The 19,586-nt window shown below is 65.4% G+C and carries 16 protein-coding genes, 1 other RNA gene and 1 pseudogene; 15 read left to right on the top strand and 3 right to left on the bottom strand.

The genetic code is table 11. The features are described 5' to 3' along the window. Positions 1-92: 92 nt before the first annotated feature. Complete coding sequence (locus KZO24_RS09105; protein WP_271181651.1) at positions 93-1,877, bottom strand: ABC-F family ATP-binding cassette domain-containing protein; 1,785 nt, start codon at positions 1,875-1,877, stop codon at positions 93-95. Between the two features lie 271 nt (positions 1,878-2,148). Between KZO24_RS09105 and KZO24_RS09100 the strand changes: the two genes are divergently transcribed. The 4 genes from KZO24_RS09100 to KZO24_RS09085 all read left to right on the top strand — a co-directional run bounded on the left by KZO24_RS09100 (position 2,149) and on the right by KZO24_RS09085 (position 4,912). Next, a complete protein-coding gene (locus tag KZO24_RS09100) occupies positions 2,149-2,448 on the top strand; it encodes a PepSY domain-containing protein (protein ID WP_008832031.1) in 300 nt (99 codons plus the stop codon). Between the two features lie 104 nt (positions 2,449-2,552). Next, complete coding sequence (locus KZO24_RS09095; RefSeq protein WP_008832032.1) at positions 2,553-3,230, top strand: response regulator transcription factor; 678 nt, start codon at positions 2,553-2,555, stop codon at positions 3,228-3,230. 61 nt (positions 3,231-3,291) lie between these two features. Then, positions 3,292-4,608 (top strand): sensor histidine kinase, encoded by a 1,317-nt coding sequence (locus tag KZO24_RS09090; protein WP_231958208.1) that lies wholly within the window; start codon positions 3,292-3,294, stop codon positions 4,606-4,608. A 100-nt stretch (positions 4,609-4,708) separates the two neighbouring features. Beyond that, positions 4,709-4,912: a hypothetical protein gene (locus tag KZO24_RS09085; RefSeq protein ID WP_008832034.1), complete on the top strand. Its 204-nt coding sequence runs from the start codon at positions 4,709-4,711 to the stop codon at positions 4,910-4,912. A 37-nt stretch (positions 4,913-4,949) separates the two neighbouring features. Here the strand turns inward: KZO24_RS09085 and KZO24_RS09080 are convergent, their stop codons facing one another. Further along, positions 4,950-5,264, bottom strand: a complete 315-nt coding sequence (locus tag KZO24_RS09080; RefSeq protein WP_008832035.1) for a chorismate mutase — start codon at positions 5,262-5,264, stop codon at positions 4,950-4,952. Between the two features lie 108 nt (positions 5,265-5,372). Between KZO24_RS09080 and KZO24_RS09075 the strand changes: the two genes are divergently transcribed. Both KZO24_RS09075 and KZO24_RS09070 read left to right on the top strand, forming a co-directional pair. Beyond that, positions 5,373-6,389 carry a polyprenyl synthetase family protein gene (locus tag KZO24_RS09075; protein ID WP_271181650.1) on the top strand — a complete coding sequence of 339 codons (1,017 nt, stop codon included), beginning with the start codon at positions 5,373-5,375 and terminating at the stop codon, positions 6,387-6,389. 113 nt (positions 6,390-6,502) lie between these two features. Continuing rightward, entirely contained in the window at positions 6,503-7,174 is a 672-nt protein-coding gene (locus tag KZO24_RS09070; protein ID WP_486486090.1) for a hypothetical protein, read from the top strand. Positions 7,175-7,260: 86 nt separating this feature from the next. Here KZO24_RS09070 and KZO24_RS09065 read toward each other — a convergent pair whose 3' ends face one another. Beyond that, positions 7,261-9,189, bottom strand: a complete 1,929-nt coding sequence (locus tag KZO24_RS09065; RefSeq protein WP_271181648.1) for a putative bifunctional diguanylate cyclase/phosphodiesterase — start codon at positions 9,187-9,189, stop codon at positions 7,261-7,263. Positions 9,190-9,344: 155 nt separating this feature from the next. On the opposite strand from KZO24_RS09065, the gene hrpB reads away from it, so the two are divergent. The 9 genes and pseudogenes from hrpB (at position 9,345) to KZO24_RS09020 (ending at position 19,518) form a co-directional block, all read left to right on the top strand. After that, the gene (hrpB, locus tag KZO24_RS09060; RefSeq protein WP_486486089.1) at positions 9,345-11,609 is read left to right on the top strand and encodes an ATP-dependent helicase HrpB; all 2,265 of its coding nucleotides are present in this window, start codon (positions 9,345-9,347) and stop codon (positions 11,607-11,609) included. Next, positions 11,495-11,794, top strand: coding sequence for an ATP-dependent helicase C-terminal domain-containing protein (locus KZO24_RS09055; protein WP_486487162.1), 300 nt, complete (start codon positions 11,495-11,497; stop codon positions 11,792-11,794). Before hrpB ends, KZO24_RS09055 begins: the two co-directional genes overlap by 115 nt. A 45-nt stretch (positions 11,795-11,839) precedes the next feature. Beyond that, complete coding sequence (locus KZO24_RS09050) at positions 11,840-12,118, top strand: ETC complex I subunit (RefSeq protein WP_271181646.1); 279 nt, start codon at positions 11,840-11,842, stop codon at positions 12,116-12,118. 80 nt (positions 12,119-12,198) lie between these two features. Further along, an RNA gene (gene ffs / locus KZO24_RS09045) (signal recognition particle sRNA small type) lies at positions 12,199-12,295 on the top strand. A gap of 121 nt (positions 12,296-12,416) precedes the next feature. After that, positions 12,417-14,331: pseudogene (locus KZO24_RS09040) on the top strand (DNA polymerase III subunit gamma/tau). 1 nt (position 14,332) lies between these two features. Beyond that, on the top strand, positions 14,333-14,668 hold the full coding sequence (locus KZO24_RS09035) for a YbaB/EbfC family nucleoid-associated protein (RefSeq protein WP_008830943.1): 336 nt from the start codon (positions 14,333-14,335) through the stop codon (positions 14,666-14,668). Positions 14,669-15,091: 423 nt separating this feature from the next. Beyond that, positions 15,092-17,440: an endopeptidase La gene (gene lon / locus KZO24_RS09030; protein ID WP_486487161.1), complete on the top strand. Its 2,349-nt coding sequence runs from the start codon at positions 15,092-15,094 to the stop codon at positions 17,438-17,440. 70 nt (positions 17,441-17,510) lie between these two features. Continuing rightward, complete coding sequence (locus KZO24_RS09025) at positions 17,511-17,981, top strand: lyase (RefSeq protein ID WP_271181643.1); 471 nt, start codon at positions 17,511-17,513, stop codon at positions 17,979-17,981. 154 nt (positions 17,982-18,135) lie between these two features. Continuing rightward, a complete protein-coding gene (locus KZO24_RS09020; protein ID WP_486486088.1) occupies positions 18,136-19,518 on the top strand; it encodes a DUF418 domain-containing protein in 1,383 nt (460 codons plus the stop codon). Positions 19,519-19,586: the final 68 nt, after the last annotated feature.

The raw sequence follows: 19,586 nt of genomic DNA, 5'->3' as shown, positions 1-19,586 counted from the left end.
TTGCGAGCGCAGCGAAGCAATCCAGAGTGGCGTAAACCGCCCTGGATTGCTTCGCTGCGCTCGCAATGACGAACGAGGGCAGAACAAGGGCCTCAGCTCTCGACCTGCTCAGCCAGTTCCAGCCAGCGCTCCTCGGCGTTGTCCTTCTCGGTCCGCGCCTTGGCGATGGCGTCGGTCAGCGCGGCGAACTTCTTCGGGTCGTGCGTGTAGAGCGCCGGGTCGGACAGTGCCGTCTCGTCGCGCGCGATCAGGCCCTCCAGTTCCTCGATCCGCTTGGGCAGCAGTTCGTAGTCGCGCTGGTCCTTGTACGAGAGCTTGGCCTTCTTCGCGGGCATCTGCGGCGCGGCGGCTGCGGTTTCCGCCTTGGCCTTCTTTGCCGCGCCCACGGTACGCTCGCGGCGCTTGGCCTCCCAGTCGGCATAGCCGCCCGCGATCACGTCGATGTGGCCCGAGCCGTCGAGGCCCAGCGTGATGTTCACTGTTCGGTCGAGGAAGTCACGGTCGTGGCTGACGATCAGCACGGTGCCGTCGTAGTCCGAGATCACTTCCTGCAGCAGATCGAGCGTTTCCAGATCGAGATCGTTGGTCGGCTCGTCGAGCACCAGCAGGCTGGAGGTGGTGGCGAATTCGCGCGCGAACAGCAGGCGCGAACGCTCGCCGCCCGAGAGGGTGCCGACCTTGGCCTCGACCAGACCCGGATCGAACAGGAAGTCCTTGAGATAGCCTTGGATGTGCTTGCGCACCCCGCGTACGTCGATCCAGTCGCTGCCTTCGGCCAGCACGTCGCGGATGCGCATTTCCGGGTTCATGCGGCTGCGCTGCTGGTCGATCACCGTGGGCTCCATGCTGGCGGCCTGCGTGATCGTGCCGGAATCGGGCTGCATCTCGCCCATCAGCAGCTTGAGCAGCGTGGTCTTGCCCGAACCGTTGGCGCCGACGATGCCGATGCGATCGCCGCGCTGGATACGCAGGGAGAAGTCCTTGATGACCGTGCGGTCTCCGAAGGCCTTGGTCACCTTGTCGGCGACGATCACCGACTTGGTCTTGCTGTCGTTGGCGACGACTTCCAGCTTGGCCGCGCCCTGCGGGCCGACCATCGCGGCGCGGGTGGCGCGCATTTCCCACAGCTTGGCCAGACGACCCTGGTTGCGCTTGCGGCGCGCGGTGACGCCGCGTTCCAGCCAGTGCGCCTCGATCTTGAGCTTGGCGTCGAGCTTCTGCGCGGCGCGCGCTTCCTCGGCGTAGACTTCCTCTTCCCACGCCTCGTAGCCGCCGAAGCCGATGTCCTTGCGGCGCAGGCCGCCGCGGTCGAGCCACAGCGTCGCGTTGGTCAGGCGGGTGAGGAAGGTGCGGTCGTGGCTGATGACCACGAAGGCGCCGTTGTAGCGCTGCAGCCACGATTCCAGCCAGTCGATCGCGGCGAGGTCGAGGTGGTTGGTCGGCTCGTCGAGCAGCAGCAGGTCGGGCTCCATCGCCAGCGCACGGCACAGCGCGGCGCGGCGGCGTTCACCGCCCGATGCGCTGGCGGCTTCGCGCGAGAGGTCGATGCCGAGCTGGTCGGCGATCGCCTCGACTTCGTGCCGGGCAGGCGCATCATCGCCGTGGATCGCGAAGTCGAGCAGGGTGTCGTAGCCGGTGAAGAACGGGTCCTGCTCCAGCGTGACGACGCGCGTGCCGGGCTGCACCGAGCGGGTGCCCTTGTCGGCATCGACGATGCCCGCCAGCAGCTTGAGCAGCGTGGTCTTGCCGGCGCCGTTGCGGCCGATCAGCGCCAGCCGGTCGCGCGGTCCCACGTTGATGTCGAGGCCCTGAAAGAGCCAGCCATTGCCCTGGACGAGGCCGAGGTTTTCCCAGCTGAGGATCGGTGCGAGTGCCATGGGCCGCGCCCTACAGGGGAGCGGCGGGGAAGGGAAGGGCCGCAAATCCTCCCTGTCGCGCAGCGATGGGGAGGGGGACGGCCGACGCAGTCGGTGGTGGAGGGGAATACGCGACCCCTCCGTCAGCCCTGCGGGCTGCCACCTCCCCATCGCTGCGCGACAGGGAGGATCAGGTTTGCGTTGCCCATCGGCCACACCGGAAACCTGTCTGCCACCTTCCCGCCACATTCAGGACTTGTTCAAGCCTTCAACTTTAGGCACCGAAGCCGTGATGAAAAGGATTTCGACCCTCCTTGCGGCGCTGGCCGTGCTTCCCGCTCTGATTGTTCCGGTGGCGCATGCTTCCGGCGGCGAGCAGGGCGAACTGCGGCGCGAGCGCCGCGCCGGCAACGTGCTGCCCCCGCGCGAGATCGAGCGCGAAGTACTGCCCCGCATGTCGGGAATGCAGTACATCGGGCCGGAGTACGACCCGGCGGCGATGACCTATCGCCTCAAGTTCATCAAGAACGGGAAGGTATATTTCGTCGATGTGGATGCCCGGACGGGGCGCATCATCGGCCAGTCGCGCTAGAGCGCTCGTACGGGAACGGGCCGGGAACTTAGCGACGCCCTGTTGCTTGACCGTTTCACCCTTTCGGCCCATCTCAACCTCGTTCATGTTAGGAGGACGGTACATTGCGCATCCTGATCGTCGAGGATGAGCCCACCCTGGGCAACCAGCTCAAGACCACGCTGGAGCAGAACGGCTATGCCGTGGACCTCTCCGCCGATGGCGAGGATGGGCATTTCCTCGGCTCTACCGAAGACTACGACGCGGTGATCCTCGACCTCGGCCTGCCCGAGATCGACGGACTGACCGTGCTGGGCATGTGGCGCCGCGAGGGCCGCACCTTCCCGGTGCTGGTGCTGACCGCGCGCGACAGCTGGTCGGACAAGGTCGCGGGCCTCGATGCCGGCGCCGACGACTATCTGGCCAAGCCGTTCCAGACCGAGGAGCTGATCGCCCGCCTGCGCGCGCTGATCCGCCGCGCCTCGGGCAATACCTCCAGCGAGTTGACGGCGGGGCCGGTGCGCCTCGACACCCGCTCGGGCCGCGTCACGCTGTCTGGCGAGCCGGTCAAGCTGACCGCGCAGGAATACAAGCTGCTGTCCTACCTGATGCACCACAAGGGCAAGGTGGTCAGCCGCACCGAACTGATCGAGCACATCTACGATCAGGATTTCGACCGCGATTCGAACACGATCGAGGTCTTCGTCACGCGCATCCGCAAGAAGCTGGGTGCCGATGTCATCACGACGATCCGCGGCCTTGGATACAGTCTCGACGATCCCGCCGAACCCGGCCGCGGCTGACGCCGCCCCATCTCAGGCGCCCGTGAAGCGGGCCGGTAGTACCGGCTCGCTCGCGCGGCGCATGATGCTGATCGCGGCGGGGTGGATCTCTTTCCTCCTGCTCGCGGGTGGACTGGCGCTCGACCACACCGTCACCGGCATCGTCACGCGAAACTTCGACGAACAGCTGGGCTATATGCTGACCGGCATGATCGGCTCGGCCGAGATTTCGCAGGACGGCGAGGTTTTCTTCCTGCGTCCCTTGGGCGACCAGCGGTTCCTCGAACCCAATTCCGGCCTCTACTGGCAAATTCGCGCCAAGGGGCACGAGGATTTTCCCTCGCGTTCGCTGTGGGACCGCAGCCTGAACGTGCCGGACGGCCACTTCGACGCAGAAACCCACGTCTACGATAGCTTCCAGTTCGAGGGCGAGCCGCTTCGCGTGATGGAGCGCTCGATCATCCTTCCGGGCAGCGATGCCAAGTGGATGTTCACCGTCGCGGCCAGCCGCAAGGACCTCGACGACCAGATCAAGATGATCCGCTCGATCCTGGTCTACAGCTTCGTCGCACTCGGCGTCGGCCTGCTGCTGATGGCGGGGATGCAGACATGGTACGGCCTGTTTCCGCTTCGCCATGTGCGCCGCGCGATCCAGAAGCTGCGCACCACCGGCTCCAGCCGCGTCAACGATCCGCTCCCGCGTGAGGTCGAGCCGCTGGTGAACGAGTTGAACGCGCTGCTCGCCCATACCGAGCGGCAGGCGGAGGAGGCGCGCACCCATGCGGGCAACCTCGCCCATGCCCTCAAGACGCCGCTGACGGTGGTGATGAACGCCGCAACCGCGCAGGCGCCCGACCTTGCCGACACCGTGATTCGCGAGGCGGCGGTGATGCGCCGTCAGGTCGATCATCACCTTGCCCGCGCCCGCGCCGTCGGCCGCCGCGCCGTCGGCCAGTCGCGTGCCGAAGTCTGGCCGAGCCTCGAGGCGGTGATGCGCGCGGTCGAGCGGCTCTACGACCAGACCCGCCTCGATCTCGACGGTAACCACGACGCCATCGTGGCGATGGAGAAGCAGGACCTCGAGGAAATGCTCGGCAACCTGATCGAGAATGCGGCCAAGTACGGCGGCGGCAGCGTCTTCGTCACCGTCGATGCGGCGAAGAACGAGCGGTTCTGCGAAATCTGGATCGAGGACGACGGCATGGGCATCCCCGAGGCCGAGCGCACCCGTATCTTCGATCGCGGCGCGCGGCTCGATACCGGAAAGCCCGGCACCGGCCTGGGGCTTGCGATCGTGCGCGATGTGGTGGAGATCTACGGCGGCACCGTCGAACTAGACGAGAGCGAGGATCTGGGCGGGCTGCTGGTGAAACTGAAGCTGCCGCGGACTGGGGCGTAAGACGTTTCCCGGCACATTTTTCGGGGTAACCGCTCCTGTCACGGCTTGCGGTCGCGGGCAGGGCGGCTATCTGCGCCGCATAGCCAATTCAGGAGCATTCATGAGCAAGCCCATCAACGTCCCGCTGACTTCGGACGAGATCGAAATGCTGGTCGACGCACTGGAAGTCGATCTCGAGGGTTACCTCGAATCGGCCAAGGAAGCGCGCGGCAACGGCAACCGCGATGACGTCGCGACCTTCACCGAGGCGGCGACGCGCATCCAGACGCTGATGGCGCGCCTGCAGGGTCTGGTGGAAGAGTAAGCCGGTAATTCCTCCCCGAGCTTGCTCGAGGAGGAACTCAGCCCTCGTTCTTTGCCCGCTCGTGGTGACGGATCACTTCGTCGATCACGAAGCGGATGAACTTCTCGCCGAAATCGGGGTCGAGATGCGCGTCCTCGGCCAGCTTGCGCAGGCGGGCGATCTGGCGCTCCTCGCGGCCGGGATCGGAGGCGGGAAGGTCGGTCTTCGCCTTGTATTCGCCCACGGCCTTGGTGATCCGGAAACGCTCGGCGAGCATGTGGATCAGCGCGGCATCGATGTTGTCGATGCTGGAACGAAAGCCCGCGAGGACGGGGTCGACGGTGCCGACGGTCGAGGAAGTCTGCTGAGTCATCGCAGCGCCCGCTAGCACGGGTTTCCCACTTCTGCCAATCCGGTTACGGCCACGGTTGATACCGTTTGCACTTGCGTTGCGGTCGCCTTGAGCCCAAAGCGCGCAGCGATGAGCGCAGATATCGTCCCCCTGCAGACGCGCAGGCAGCAACCCTCCCTGGCTCCCATGCTGGCGCTTACCGCGTCCGGCATGAACAGCGTCAATGCCGTCATTCTCGACCGCATGCAGAGTGAGATTCCCCTTATTCCGGCCCTTGCCGGGCACTTGATCTCGGGCGGCGGCAAGCGCATGCGCCCGATGCTGATGGTCGCGGCTGCTGAGCTGTGCGGCTACCAGGGCAACCGCCACCACAAGCTGGCCGCCGCCGTGGAATTCCTCCACACCGCCACGCTGCTTCACGACGACGTCGTCGACGGTTCGGACATGCGCCGGGGCAAGGCTGCCGCGAACATCGTGTTCGGCAATCCGGCGACAGTGCTGGTGGGCGACTTCCTGTTCACCCGCGCCTTCGAACTGATGGTCGAGGACGGCAGCCTCAAGGTTCTGCGGGTCTTTTCCAAGGCCAGTTCGATCATCGCTGCCGGCGAGGTCGACCAGTTGACCGCGCAGCGCCGGATCGAGACGAGCGAGGACCATTACCTCCAGATCATCGGCTCCAAGACCGCCGCGCTCTTTGCCGCCGCCACCCGCATTTCCGCGCTCGTCGCGGAAAAGAGCGAGGCGGAGGAAATGGCGCTCGACGCCTATGGCCGTAACCTCGGCATCGCCTTCCAGCTGGTGGACGATGCGATCGACTACGATTCGGAAGTGACCGAATCGGGCAAGGACAAGGGCGACGATTTCCGCGAGGGCAAGATGACCCTGCCGGTGATCCTCGCCTACGCGCGCGGCAATGCCGAGGAGCGCAAGTTCTGGGAGGACGCCATCGCCGGTTTCCGCACCGAGGACGAAGACCTCGCTCATGCGGTCGAACTGATCAACCGCCATGGCTGCGTCGAGGCGACCCGCGAACGGGCACGGCTCTACGCCCAGCGCGCGATCGACGCGATTGCAGGCTTCCCGGCGGGCGAGGCACGCAACGCCATGGCCGAGGCGGTGGAGTTCGCCGTCGCGCGGCGGTATTGAGCTGAGGCTCGCTCCTCCGGACGGGCGCCGGAGCCACAGTCCACAGAGATTGCGACACTCTGCAACAAAGCCGTAATTGCAGCGCGAGCACGGCTCGCTTAATGAGGCGCGCCATGCCCTCCTACGCCGACAGGGGCGGATACCAATCCGGTTCGCCTCGCCAACGCCTGATCTCCTCACTGCTGTCGGCGGCGATCATCGTGATCGCCTTGCTGATCGCGATCTATCAAACGGCGGTGGCCCCTCTGCGCGAGAAGGCGAAGAACCCCGTCACCTTCAACATCGAGGGTGAGGATGCGGATACCGGCGCTAAGTCTCCCGAACCCGCCAAGAAGGCGGAAAAGGTCGAGAAGGATCAGGTCGAACAGCCCAAGGTCGCGGTCGAGACTCCGGTACAGCCGATCGAGAAGCCGACCCAGACGGCCGAGAAGCCTGCCTTCAGCTTCCTCAAGCTCTCTAAGTCGGACATGGCGGCGGCGGACATCGGCGGCATGAAGAGTTCGGGCAGCGGTAGCCCCTCGGGCGGCGGCAACAGTGGCTCCACGTATGGCCCCGGCGAGGGCCGGGCGGCGCCACGCTCTATAATGCAGACTGGTTCCGCAGGCCCACCGATGCGCAGCTCGGCGGCTACATGCCCGCCAATGCTCCGCCCGAGGGCTGGGGCATGGTCGCCTGCCAGACGATCGATCACTATCACGTCGAGAACTGCCAGATCCTCGGCAGATCGCCACGCGGTTCCGGCTATGGGCGCGCGGTGCTCAATGCGGCGTGGCAGTTCCAGGTGATCCCGCCGCGCATCAACGGTAAGCCGCAAGTCGGCGAATGGGTCCGCATCCGCATCGATTACGGCGTGCGCCGCCCGACCTGATCCTTACCCGGCGACGGCATTCCAGCGCGCGCTGCCCGGCTGGGCGAGGCGATCCAGCACCCTCTCCAGCGTCATGGGCCGTGCGATGAAATAGCCTTGCGCCAATGAGAAACCTGCCAGCCGTGCGCTTACGAGCTGGTTCTCTGTCTCGATACCTTCGATCACGCATTCCAGCGAAAGCGAGCGGGCGAGGTGGCGGATAGCCGTGATCAGGCGACGGCCCGAGGCCTCGTCCAGCCTTACCGCGAAGCTGCGGTCGATCTTGACCATGTCGAGCGGCAACTGGTGGAGCGACGACAAACTGGAATATCCCGTGCCGAAATCGTCGAGGGCGATACGCATTCCGGTCTGTCGCAGCCTTTCGAGAGCGGCGCTGGCGATGGCGAACTCCGAGATCAGCGAGGATTCGGTGATCTCGATCAGCACGCGGCGCGGATCGCAGGCGGAGGCCGCGACGCGCTGGAGCAGGGCATCGATCGTCTGCGGGTTGCAGATGTCGTTGCCCGACAGGTTGAACGACAGGCGCAAGCCCGCCGGCAGCCGCGCCAAGGCATCGAGTGCTTTGCCGAAGAGAGTCAGAGTGACTTCGCGAGCGCGGCCTACGCGCTCCGCCGAGGCGATCAACAGTTCGGGCGCGATGTGGCCCAGTCGCGGCGAGTGCCAGCGGGCAAGGCATTCGACGCCGATGGTGTCGAGGTCGTCGGTTGCGACGATCGGTTGGTAGTTGAGTGACAACTCGCTTTCGAGGTCAGCCAACTGCAGCGCAGCGTCCAGCGATTGCTCGCTGCGTATCAGTCTTTCCAGTTCCTGCGAGAACAGCACGCACTGGCCGCGCTTGTGGTTCTTTGCGTGATAGAGCGCGAAGTCGGCGCGGTCGAACAGCAGGTTGGCACTGGCGGCGGTCTCCGGATACACCGCGAGGCCAGCTGAACAGCCGACCGAGACCAGGATATCGCCGATGCGCGCGGGTTCGCGGATGGCGCGGCACAAGTCGTTGGCGACGCGCTCGGCTTCGGGCGGGCCACTCATGACGATCAGCCCAAACTCGTCGCCGCCGAGCCGGGCGACGATGGCGTCGGCGGGGCAAGCGGCGTTCATCCGAGCGCCGATGATCTGCAGCAGCCGGTCGCCGTGGGCGTGGCCATGAGTATCGTTGATCGGCTTGAAACGGTCGAGGTCGATGAGCCCGACGCTGAAGCGGTCCTCGGGCCCGGCGTGCTCCAGCAGCCCCTCGAGCGTCGTGAAGAAGAAGCGACGGTTGGGCATTCCGGTCAGCGCGTCGGTCTGGGCGAGGCGGGCGTTCTCCTCGCCGAGCGCCTGTGCCTGTTGGCGCTCTATGGTAAGAGCGCGCTGGGATGCCTCGAGATCAACGAAGGAATGGTAGGAATCACCCAGGATCTTGAGAATGCCGATGGCCACGAGGGTAATGTTGGCGGCGATGGCGATCAGCACTTCGCCGCCCGTGATCAGCGAATAAGTGAGGAAAGTGCCCAGAACCGTGACGCAGACCGCAAGCGCCGCGCGCGGCAGGAAATTGAGGCAGAACACGCAGCCCAGTACGGTCACCGAGACGAAGACGGCGACGTGGCCATGCTCGTAGGGTCCGCCATACTGGTCCAGCGTCAGCGACCAGGCGACGAACGCCATCGAGAAAATCACGGCGAAGGCATGCGTGCGGCGCAGTCGCCGGTCGACCGCTTCGAGTTCCAGATCCGAAGGCCTGACGGGGCGGGTCCAGAGGATCATGCGCAGAACGCACGCCGTGATCAGGATGCCTGGGATGGTGTAGACCAGCAGGGGCGGAGCAAGATGGCGATGGGTGAAGGCCAGAACGGCAGCGTTGATCGAAAGCAGTCCATAGAGCGGTGGTATGTGCTCTCGCAGGCGCAGATACTGCGCGACGCGAAGGGGATACTGACCGGCAACGTTCATGGTGTGCGCGTCTGCAATTCGAGAACGGGGGCTCGCAAGCGGTCTCTGATACTATCCAAGTCTTTATGAAAAGTGCACATGTCGGGCGAAATGATCCCGTATCACAACCGATCCGGTGATTTTACGCATGGCAATAATGCTCTAAGGGCGCGTCTGTGAGCACCTTGCCGATCCATGCCGTCCTGCCTGATCTCCTGGCCGCCTTGCGCGCCGGGACGGGCGCCGTGCTCATCGCTTCGCCCGGTGCAGGCAAGACGACCGCGCTCGCGCCGACCCTGCTGGGCGAGGAATGGTGCAAGGGCACCGTGATCCTGCTCTCGCCGCGCCGTGTCGCCGCGCGGGCCGCCGCCGAGCGTATGGCCGGGCAGCTGGGCGAGGCGGCAGGCGAGACCATCGGCTACGTCACCCGTCTCGATGTCAAGCGCTCGGCCCGCACGCGTGTGGTGGTGATGACGGAGGCGATCTTCGTCTCGACGATCCTCTCGGACCCGGAGCTTCCCGGCGTGTCCGCCGTGCTGTTCGACGAGGCGCATGAGCGCCATCTCGACAGCGACCTCGGCCTGGCGCTGGCGATCGAAAGCCGCGCCGTACTGCGCGAGGACCTGCGGGTGGTCGTCATGTCCGCTACCATCGATGGGACCCGCTTCGCCCGGCTGCTGGGGGAGGGCACTCCGGTGATCGAGAGCGCGGGCAAAGCCTGGCCGCTCGACCTGCGCTGGCTCGGGCACGCGCCGGACAGGCGGATCGAGGACGCGGTCACATCGGCTGTCCTCACCGCCTGGCGCGACGCCGATGGCGATGTGCTGGCCTTCCTCCCCGGCGTTCGCGAGATCGAGCGAGTGACCGAGGGGCTGGCGCAGAAGCTGCCCTCTGCGCTGGTTCTACCGCTTCATGGCCAGTGCGAACCCGCCGCCCAGCGCGCGGCGATCCGGCGCGATCCCGAAGGCCGCCGCCGGGTAGTGCTGGCGACCGCGATCGCGGAGACTTCGCTGACGCTCGACGGCGTTTCGGTGGTGGTGGACGCGGGCCTCTCGCGCCGTGCCGAGTTCGACAAGGCAGCGGGCGTCACCCGCCTCGTCACGCACCGGGCAAGCCGGGCCTCGGCCGCCCAGCGTGCAGGCCGCGCCGCCCGTCAGCAGCCCGGCGTCGCCTATCGCCTATGGGAGGAAGCCGCGCATGCCGGGCGGCCCGAGTTCGATCCGCCGGAAATGCTGACCAGTGACCTAGCGCCGCTGACGCTGGCGCTGGCGCAGTGGGGCACGGGAGATCCCGCAGTGATGGCCTGGCTCGACCCGCCGCCCGCCCCGGCGCTGGAAGCGGCGCGCAAGGGCCTCGTCGCCCTGGGCGCGCTCGACGAAGCGGGGCGCATCACCGGTTTCGGCCGCAAGGTCGCCAGCCTGCCGATGGACCCGCCGCAGGCGGCGATGATCCTGCGCGCCTGCGAACATGGCGCCGCCGATGTGGCGGCGAAACTCGCGCTGCTCCTGCAGGAGCGTGGGCTAGGTGGTCGTAGTGACGACCTGACGCAGCGCCTTTCCCGCTGGGATGCCGACCGCGCGCCCCGCGCGCAGGCTTCGCGCAAGCTCGCGGTGGGCTGGGCTCGGCGGGCGGCGGGGCTGGTCGCTGCCGGTGCCGCGGAAGAGGTGCCCTTTGGCGTGCTTCTCGCCCTCGGCCGCCCTGACATGCTGGCGCGTCGCCGCGACGGCTCGGGCGAGACATGGCTGAGCGCGGGAGGGAGGGGCTACGTGCTCGATCCCGCCTCGCCGCTGGCCGCTCGCGAGTGGATGGTGATCGGTGACGCGCAGGGGCAAGCCAAGGGCGCGCGCATCCTTTCGGGCGCCTCGCTCGAAACGGCCGAGGTCGAGGCGTGGCTTGCCGATGCTATCGAACGCCGCACCGTGCTGCGCTGGAACGAGGCCGACTGCCGTGTGGAGGCGCGGCTGGAGCGTCGCCTCGGCGCGATCACGCTGGCGAGCGGACCTGATCCGTCGCCAGACCCGCAAGCGATCCGCGCCTTCCTGATCGAGCGCATCCGCCTCAAGGGCCTGCCCCTGGTGCCGCTGGGCAAGGGGGCCCAGAACTTCCTGCGTCGCGCGCGCTATGCGGGGATTGCGGCGTTGTCGGAAGAGGCGCTGCTGGAGGACCTTGAGGAATGGCTCGGACCGCTTCTGGGACGACGGCTTGATCAGCTCGACGGGGGCGCGGTGACGCAGGCCTTGCGCAATCGGCTGAGCTGGGATGACCAGCAGGCGCTCGACCGCCTCGCTCCCCCGAGTTCCGCAGTCCCGCCGGTTCGACGCACCCGATCGACTATGAGGACGAAGGCGGCCCCTCGGTGGAAGTGCGCGTGCAGGCCTTGTTCGGGCTCGACCGGCACCCCGGCTTTGGTCAGCCCTCGCAGCCGTTGCTGCTCAAGCTGACCTCGCCTGCCGGCCGCCCGATCCAGACCACGCGCGACTTGCCCGGCTTCTGGCGGGGATCATGGCGCGACGTGCAGCGCGACATGAAAGGACGCTACCCGCGTCACCGCTGGCCGGATGAACCTTGGACCGAAGACCCTAGCCTCAAGACGCGCAATGCCTTCGAAGCAAGTCGCAAGGCGTGATTCGCGCTTGATTTCGGCAGCGATTCGGAGGCAAAGCGCTGGCTCATGAGCGCACGCATTTATCAACGCCCGAAGAACGCCATGCAGTCCGGCAAGGCGCTGCTCGACCAGTGGACCCTCGAGTTCACACCGTCGGAGGCGAAGAAGCCCGATCCCCTTATGGGTTGGGCCGGCTCGGGCGACACGCAGCAGCAGGTCATCCTGCGCTTCCCGACTTCGGAAGAGGCCAAGGCCTATGCCGACAAGTACGGCATCGAGGCCGAGATCCACACCACCCCGCCGCGCCGCCTCAAGATCCAGGCTTACGCCGACAACTTCCGCTGATCGTCCATCGCCCCGGCCCATGTCCGGGGCGACGTCGTTCTAACTGCTTGCATTCCCGTCAAACCATCGCCATAGGGCGCTCCGGGAGTCGGACGGGCGTTTGCGTCCGCCAACTTGGTCAGGTCCGGAAGGAAGCAGCCACAACGGGTTGCGGCGGGTCGTTCGGCTCCTTCATTTTTCTACATCGCTGAATTTTCACGTCTTTGTGTCCTTCTGGACGCGAAGGCTGTGGAACATGCCGATAAGCGTGCCGCTTTCCTCCTGACATCCCGGGCGCGAACCCCTAGTTTGAGCGACGATGGACGATTCACGCGACATGTTCGGCGACACGCCCCCTGGGACGAAGACGACGCTGACGACAAGCCCGATGCCGCCGAACTGGAGGCCGCGGGGCAGCAGTCGATGTTCGGCGATCCTGAGCCGGAAGCGACGCCGGAGCCAAAGCCCGAATCTCGACCCTCCGCCGCCGAACTCGAAGCAGCCGGGCAGAGCGCCATGTTCGCCGAGGCAACCGAACCTGCCGCCGTTCCTACTCAGGCTAAGCCTGTCGAAGCGCCTTCGGCCAAGTCTACTCCTGCCGGAACCGCCTCGCAGCCCTACCGCGTGCTCGCACGCAAGTATCGCCCGCAGACTTTTGCCGAACTGATCGGGCAGGAGGCGATGGTCCAGACCCTCGCCAACGCGATCAAGCGCGACCGGCTGGCCCATGCCTTCCTGATGACCGGCGTGCGCGGGGTCGGCAAGACCTCGACCGCGCGCCTCATCGCCAAGGCCCTCAACTGCATCGGCCCGGACGGGCAAGGCGGCCCGACGATCGACCCTTGCGGCCAGTGCGAACCCTGCGTCGCCATCGCCGAGGGCCGCCATATCGACGTCATCGAGATGGACGCCGCCAGCCACACCGGCGTCGACGACGTGCGCGAGATCATCGAGTCGGTGCGCTATGCCGCCGTCTCGGCGCGCTACAAGATCTACATCATCGACGAAGTCCACATGCTCTCGCGCAATGCGTTCAATGCGCTGCTCAAGACGCTCGAAGAACCGCCGGCGCATGTGAAGTTCCTCTTCGCGACCACCGAAGTGGACAAGCTGCCGGTCACGGTGCTGTCGCGCTGCCAGCGCTTCGACTTGCGCCGTATCCCCGCGCCGATGCTGGCGGGCCACTTCGCGCACGTCTGCGCGAAGGAAGGCGTCGAGGCCGAGGCTGAGGCACTCGCGATGGTCGCCGCCGCCGCCGAGGGTTCGGTCCGCGACGGCCTCTCGATTCTCGACCAGGCGATTGCTCACGCCGACCTCGACGGCGAAGGCCAGGTCCGCGCCGACAAGGTGCGTGACATGCTCGGCCTCTCCGACAAGGGCGTGCAGCGCAAGCTCATCGCCGCGATCCTGGACGGCAAGGGCGGCGACCTGCTCGACCTCGTCGCGCACCAGTTCGCGCTCGGTGTCGAGCCGATCGCGCTGATGCGCGGCCTCATGGACCTGACCCACCGCGTCGCCGTGGCGCAAGTCAGCGGCAGCGCCGAAGCGCACTCCACCGAGGAGCGCGAGGCGATCGAGGGTTGGGCTAAGTCGCTGCGGGCGGGGCAACTCCATCGCCTGTGGCAACTGCTGCTCAAGGGGCATGATGAGGTGAAGTCCGCGCCCGATCCGCTCGTCGCGGCGCAGATGGCCCTGCTGCGGATCATGCACGCCAGCGACATGCCCGATCCCGGCGCACTGGTCCGCAAGCTGGAGGAAATCGCCTCCCGCGCGCCTGCGGCTCCCGTGGCCGAGCAGGGAAGTGCCGCGTCCGGCGCGCCTGTCGCAATGTCACCGGCTGCGATCTCGCCGCGCTGGGAAGCTCTGGTCGATGACGTCGAGCATGCGGGTGAGATGTCTGCCGCGAACACCATGCGCATGCAGGTGCGGGTGGTCGAGCTTTCGCCGGGCCTGCTGCGCTATGCCCAGCCGCCGGGCTTCAACGAGGACATCGTTGCGGTTCTGCGCGGCGGTCTGCAGGCGGCCACAGGCGAGCGTTGGCAGGTCGAGAAAGTCGCTGGAGAAGGCGCGCCCACCCTCGTCGAAGTGCATCAGGTAAAGAAGACTGCCGACGCAGAGGCGCTGCGAACCTCACCATTGGTCGAGGCGACGCTGGCGGCATTCCCCGGCGCCGAACTCATTCAGGAAGATCGCCAGGCCGCCATCGGCGGGGCGGCCGCAATTGGAGACGTTGAGATGAAGTCGATGGAAGAGATGATCCAGGCCGCGCAAGCCGCCGCCGAGACCATCCAGAAGCAGATGAACGAAACCCAGGGCAAGCTCGACCAGCTTGAGGTCGAGGGGCTGTCGGGCGGCGGTCTCGTCAAGATCCGCTGTTCGGCGAAGGGCCGCGTGATCGGCGTGGCCATCGACGACAGCCTGATGGTGGCCTCGGAAAAGCCGATCCTCGAAGACCTGATCGCGGCCGCCTACAACGACGCGCGCGTCAAGGCCGACTCGGTGGCGAACGAGGAACTCGCCAAGGCGCAGCAGGGCATGGGCCTGCCGCCGGGCTTCAAGCTGCCGTTCTAAAGCGCGTTTGCCTTTTCGGGGCTTCGACAAGCTCAGCCTGAGCGGTGGTTCGGGCTGGGCTTTTTTATCTCGTGCCAAGCCTGTCCGGTGGTTTGCTCCAAGTCCGCTCGCCCTGAGCCTGTCGAAGAGGACGCGCGCCTTTTCCCGTAGCTCTGAAACGGTGACGAATCGCCGCCCTATTACTCGAAATCGGACCCAGCTACTGGTGCCCTCGCAACGTGATGAGGGTAATTTCCTGTAGCGAGCAGGCGGGTTTCCACGGCCTTTCGCCTCGAAAAGATTGCAAGGTGGCCAAAACCACCCATATCCTGCGGGAATATGCCGGGGTTGGGCCAAGATGCAGTCCCCGTGCGAGATGATTGGACAAGTGCATTGAACCTGCTTCCGCTTCTGCCGCTGCGTGACATCGTCGTTTTCCCGGGCATGGTCGTGCCTCTCTTCGTGGGCCGCGAAAAATCCGTGGCGGCACTCGAAGCGGCGATGGCCGGCGACAAGGACATCTTCCTGCTCGCCCAGCTCGATCCCAGCTGTGACGACCCGGATCGTGACGACCTCTACGACACCGGCGTGATCGCCAGCGTCCTGCAGCTGCTCAAGCTGCCGGACGGCACCGTGCGCGTGCTGGTCGAAGGGCAGGACCGCGCCCGCCTCGAAACCCTGCGCTCCGAAACCACGGATGAGGGCGAGATGCTGGTCGCAGGAGTTGAGGCGATAGCGCCGACCGAGGCCGAGGGCACCGAGGTCGAGGCGATGATGCGCACCGTCGTCGATCAGTTCAACGAATACGCCAAGCTCAACAAGAAGCTCAGCCAGGACGCGGGCGAACAGCTCGGTGATATCGAGGATGCGGCCAAGCTGGCCGACACCGTCGCCGCGCAGCTGTCGGCCAAGGTGTCCGACAAGCAGGCGGTGCTGTCCGAATCCGACCCGCTCAAGCGACTGGAAATGGTCTACTCCTTCATGGAGGGCGAACTCGGCGTCCTGCAGGTGGAACGCAAGATCCGCGGCCGCGTGAAGCGCCAGATGGAAAAGACGCAGCGCGAATATTACCTCAACGAACAGCTCAAGGCGATCCAGTCTGAACTCGGCGGCGGCGAGGGCGACGAAGGTAACGAACTGCAGGAACTGGCCGAGCGGATCGAGAAGACCAAGCTCTCCAAGGAAGCCAAGGAAAAGGCCGTCGGCGAGCTGAAGAAGCTCAAGTCGATGCAGCCGATGAGCGCCGAGGCGACCGTCATCCGCAACTACCTTGACGTGCTGCTGGGCCTGCCCTGGGGCAAGAAGAGCAAGCTCAAGCGCGATATCTCCTCGGCGCAGGAAATCCTCGACGCCGATCACTACGCGCTCGACAAGGTCAAGGACCGCATCGTCGAGTATCTCGCGGTGCAGGCGCGCACCAACAAGCTGAAGGGCCCGATCCTGTGCCTCGTCGGCCCGCCGGGCGTGGGCAAGACCTCGCTGGGCAAGTCGATCGCCAAGGCGACGGGGCGCGAGTTCATCCGCCAGTCGCTGGGCGGCGTGCGTGACGAGGCCGAGATCTGCGGCCACCGCCGTACGTACATCGGCTCGCTGCCGGGCAAGATCGTGACCAACCTGCGCAAGGCGGGCAAGTCCAACCCGCTGTTCCTGCTCGACGAGATCGACAAGCTGGGTCAGGATTTCCGCGGCGATCCGGCATCGGCGCTGCTCGAAGTGCTCGATCCCGAACAGAACGCGAAGTTCCAGGATCACTATCTGGAACTCGACATCGACCTGTCGGACGTGATGTTCGTGTGCACCGCGAACAGCCTGAACCTGCCGCAGCCGCTGCTCGATCGCATGGAGATCATCCGTCTGGAGGGTTACACTGAGGACGAGAAGGTCGAGATCGCCGAGCGGCACCTGATCCGCAAGCAGGTGGAGGCGCACGGACTCAAGAAGGGCGAATTCACGCTGACGCAGGAAGGCCTGCGCGACCTGATCCGCTACTACACCCGGGAAGCCGGCGTGCGCACGCTGGAGCGCGAGATCGCGCGGCTGGCGCGCAAGTCGCTGCGCCAGATCCTCGAGGGCAAGGCCAAGTCGGTTACCATCACGCCGGAAAACCTCGACGAGTTCGCCGGCGTCCGCAAGTTCCGCCACGGCGTCGGCGAGGAAGAGCACCAGGTCGGCGCCGTTACCGGCCTCGCCTGGACCGAAGTGGGCGGCGAACTGCTGACTATCGAGAGCGTGACGGTGCCCGGCAAGGGCAACATCAAGGCGACCGGCAAGCTGGGCGACGTGATGAACGAGTCGATCTCGACCGCGTTCAGCTTCGTGCGTGCGCGCTCGCCCGCTTACGGCATCAAGCCGAGCGTGTTCCACAAGAAGGACATCCACATCCACCTTCCCGAAGGTGCAGTGCCCAAGGATGGTCCTTCGGCGGGTATCGGCATGGTGACGTCTATCGTCTCGACGCTGACCGGGAATCCGGTGCGCAAGGACGTCGCCATGACCGGCGAAGTCACCTTGCGCGGCCGGGTGCTGCCGATCGGCGGCCTCAAGGAAAAGCTGCTGGCGGCCTTGCGTGGTGGTATCAGCCTCGTGCTGATCCCTGAGGAGAACCGCAAGGATCTGGCCGAGATTCCGGACAACGTGAAGCAGGGCCTGGAAATCATTCCGGTTTCCCATGTCGATGAGGTTCTTGCCAAGGCGCTGACCGAACCTCTCACCGCGATCGAGTGGACCGAGGCGGACGACCTCGCCGCGGCTCCGCCGCCGCACACCGCGGCGCAGGGGGCGACGGCACACTGACCTGGATCGTCGCTCCCCTTCCTTGGGGGCGACGCCTTGCGGCTGGACGATATGCCGGGAGGTCATCTGCATGACCGAGCGTTATCTTCCGCCTTCCGAATTTCTACAGGCTGTAATCGCCGACGAGCTCGCGTTTGGCGAAGGTCCGTTCGGTGAGGCGAACCTCGGGCGTCTAATCTATATGACGCAAGATGCCGTCACGGCCAATCGTGACTGGGCGGTCATGCTGCTTTCGCAGCTTGAACTGGATCGTCCCGGCATTCGCAAGGCCCTGATCGCCTCTTCGATCGACCCGGCTTATGAGGTGCGGGCCGAAGCCATTCTCGGGCTGGCGCGCCTCGACCCCGTTGCGGCATTGCCGTTGCTGGCGCGGGAGTTGGCGGGAGAGCAGGTCTCCATGCCCTTGCTCGAAGCGGCGAGGATTGTCGCGGACCCGTCGCTGTTGAGCGATCTGTACGAGTTTGCCGGACCGTCGGACGATGGCTTCCTCGACGAATGGGTGCAGGATGCGATTACTGCATGCCTTTGCCAGTCAAATTAATACGTTCACCTGATATTTTTCCGAAAACCGAAGTGAAAGTACTTCCATCATGGCGGTAATTGTCATGAATTGGTCGGATGCATTCGATTGACGTCATTATCGCCGTCAATTACCTTCATCATAAATACAGGTGAGGGTAATCATGGCGGGGGAATTGGCTCAATTCGGTCCGGTACGTGGACGGGCGCGGATTGACGCGATCGACGTGCTGCGCGGGATTGCGATCCTGGGTATCCTGTTCATGAACATCCCTTTCATGGGCTCCAATGTGTCGTCGTGGATGCACGATTTCCGTCGCTTGTCGTGGAGTGCGGCCGACCAGACGACTTGGGCGACTATCCAGATTTTCTGGGACGGTACGCAACGCGGGCTTTTCGAACTGCTGTTCGGCGCCGGGGTGATGGTCTTTACTGCCAAGGCCATGAAGCCCGACGATCCGGTGCAGGTGGCCGACCTTTACTATCGCCGCAACCTGCTGCTCATCCTGTTCGGGCTGATCGATATCTTCGTGATCGGCTGGGTCGGCGATATTCTGCTGGCTTACGGACTGGCGGCGCTGCTGCTGTTTCCGTTCCGCAAGGCCTCACCCAAGGTGCTGCTGGCGATGGGCATGGCTTTCGCCGCCTTCGTGGCTGTCAGCGGGGTCTTCGCCTGGCAGGAGCGGGTCGAGCGCATCCACAAGGTCGAGGTCTTGCAAAAGAAACAGGCCGCAGGCGCCAAAATGTCGGCCGAAGACAAGAAGACGCTCGAGACCTGGCAGGAAAAAGTCGACCAGCACGACCTCTCCAAGCCGCCAAGCAAGAAGGACCAGATCGCGATCGACGCCGAACGCAAGGCGCGGGAAGGATGGCCGCATCAATACGTGATGTTCGCGTGGTTTATCTGGAACAAGGTGTTCGGCGATGGAAACGGGCTGTTCTTTACCGTGCTGGAGGCTGCGCCGGCAATGTGTCTGGGCATGGCGCTGTTTAAGTGGGGTGTAATCCAGGGGGACAGGTCCGGGGGCTTCTATGCGGGGCTGGCACTGGCGGGCTATGCCATCGGTTGTGGGCTAAGGGCATGGGATGTCGTTGAAATCTTCAAGTTCACGCCCTGGCCGACGCCGGGACTGATCTCGGCCGAATTCGCGCGCTTGTCGGTAACGCTTGGGCATGTCGGGCTGTTCAACCTGCTGATGAAGACCGCTGCAGGCCGAACCGTGCTTTCGCCTTTCAAGGCAGCGGGGCGCATGGCGTTCTCGATCTATATCCTGACCAGCATCGCCGCGATGTGGTTCGTCTTCGCGCCCTGGGGGCTCGCTTTGTGGGACAAGCTGGGCTGGGCGCAACTGATGGTGGCGGCCACGGTGATCGATCTGGCCATGCTGGTTTTCGCCAACGTGTGGCTTCGCTTTTTCCTGAGCGGGCCGCTTGAATGGAGTTGGCGTTCGCTGACCTACTGGAAGCGTCAGCCATTCCGCCGCCGCGATTCCATGGCGCGCGGAGCCGAGGAGCCCGGTGCAGGACTTGTCGCACCTATGGGACCATTGCCCGCGTGACTTCCTGCATTCCGGCCTTGCGGCGCTTGCCCTGAGGGGCGTGGGCGGGTAACCCGCGCGGCGTGTCT

Source organism: Novosphingobium sp. NFX11, assembly GCF_057376415.1.
This window is presented reverse-complemented; position numbering and strand designations above follow the sequence as displayed.

What these genes read in the sequence shown, in the direction of transcription:
- KZO24_RS09050 (WP_271181646.1), top strand. Translation starts at nt 11,840, where the DNA reads ATGAGCGCACGCATTTATCAACGCCCGAAGAACGCCATGCAGTCCGGC.
- KZO24_RS09065 (WP_271181648.1), bottom strand. Translation starts at nt 9,189, where the DNA reads ATGAACGTTGCCGGTCAGTATCCCCTTCGCGTCGCGCAGTATCTGCGC.
- KZO24_RS09080 (WP_008832035.1), bottom strand. Translation starts at nt 5,264, where the DNA reads ATGACTCAGCAGACTTCCTCGACCGTCGGCACCGTCGACCCCGTCCTC.
- KZO24_RS09090 (WP_231958208.1), top strand. Translation starts at nt 3,292, where the DNA reads ATGATGCTGATCGCGGCGGGGTGGATCTCTTTCCTCCTGCTCGCGGGT.
- KZO24_RS09035 (WP_008830943.1), top strand. Translation starts at nt 14,333, where the DNA reads ATGAAGTCGATGGAAGAGATGATCCAGGCCGCGCAAGCCGCCGCCGAG.
- KZO24_RS09025 (WP_271181643.1), top strand. Translation starts at nt 17,511, where the DNA reads ATGACCGAGCGTTATCTTCCGCCTTCCGAATTTCTACAGGCTGTAATC.
- lon (WP_486487161.1), top strand. Translation starts at nt 15,092, where the DNA reads ATGGTCGTGCCTCTCTTCGTGGGCCGCGAAAAATCCGTGGCGGCACTC.
- KZO24_RS09085 (WP_008832034.1), top strand. Translation starts at nt 4,709, where the DNA reads ATGAGCAAGCCCATCAACGTCCCGCTGACTTCGGACGAGATCGAAATG.
- KZO24_RS09105 (WP_271181651.1), bottom strand. Translation starts at nt 1,877, where the DNA reads ATGGCACTCGCACCGATCCTCAGCTGGGAAAACCTCGGCCTCGTCCAG.
- KZO24_RS09075 (WP_271181650.1), top strand. Translation starts at nt 5,373, where the DNA reads ATGAGCGCAGATATCGTCCCCCTGCAGACGCGCAGGCAGCAACCCTCC.
- KZO24_RS09100 (WP_008832031.1), top strand. Translation starts at nt 2,149, where the DNA reads ATGAAAAGGATTTCGACCCTCCTTGCGGCGCTGGCCGTGCTTCCCGCT.
- KZO24_RS09070 (WP_486486090.1), top strand. Translation starts at nt 6,503, where the DNA reads ATGCCCTCCTACGCCGACAGGGGCGGATACCAATCCGGTTCGCCTCGC.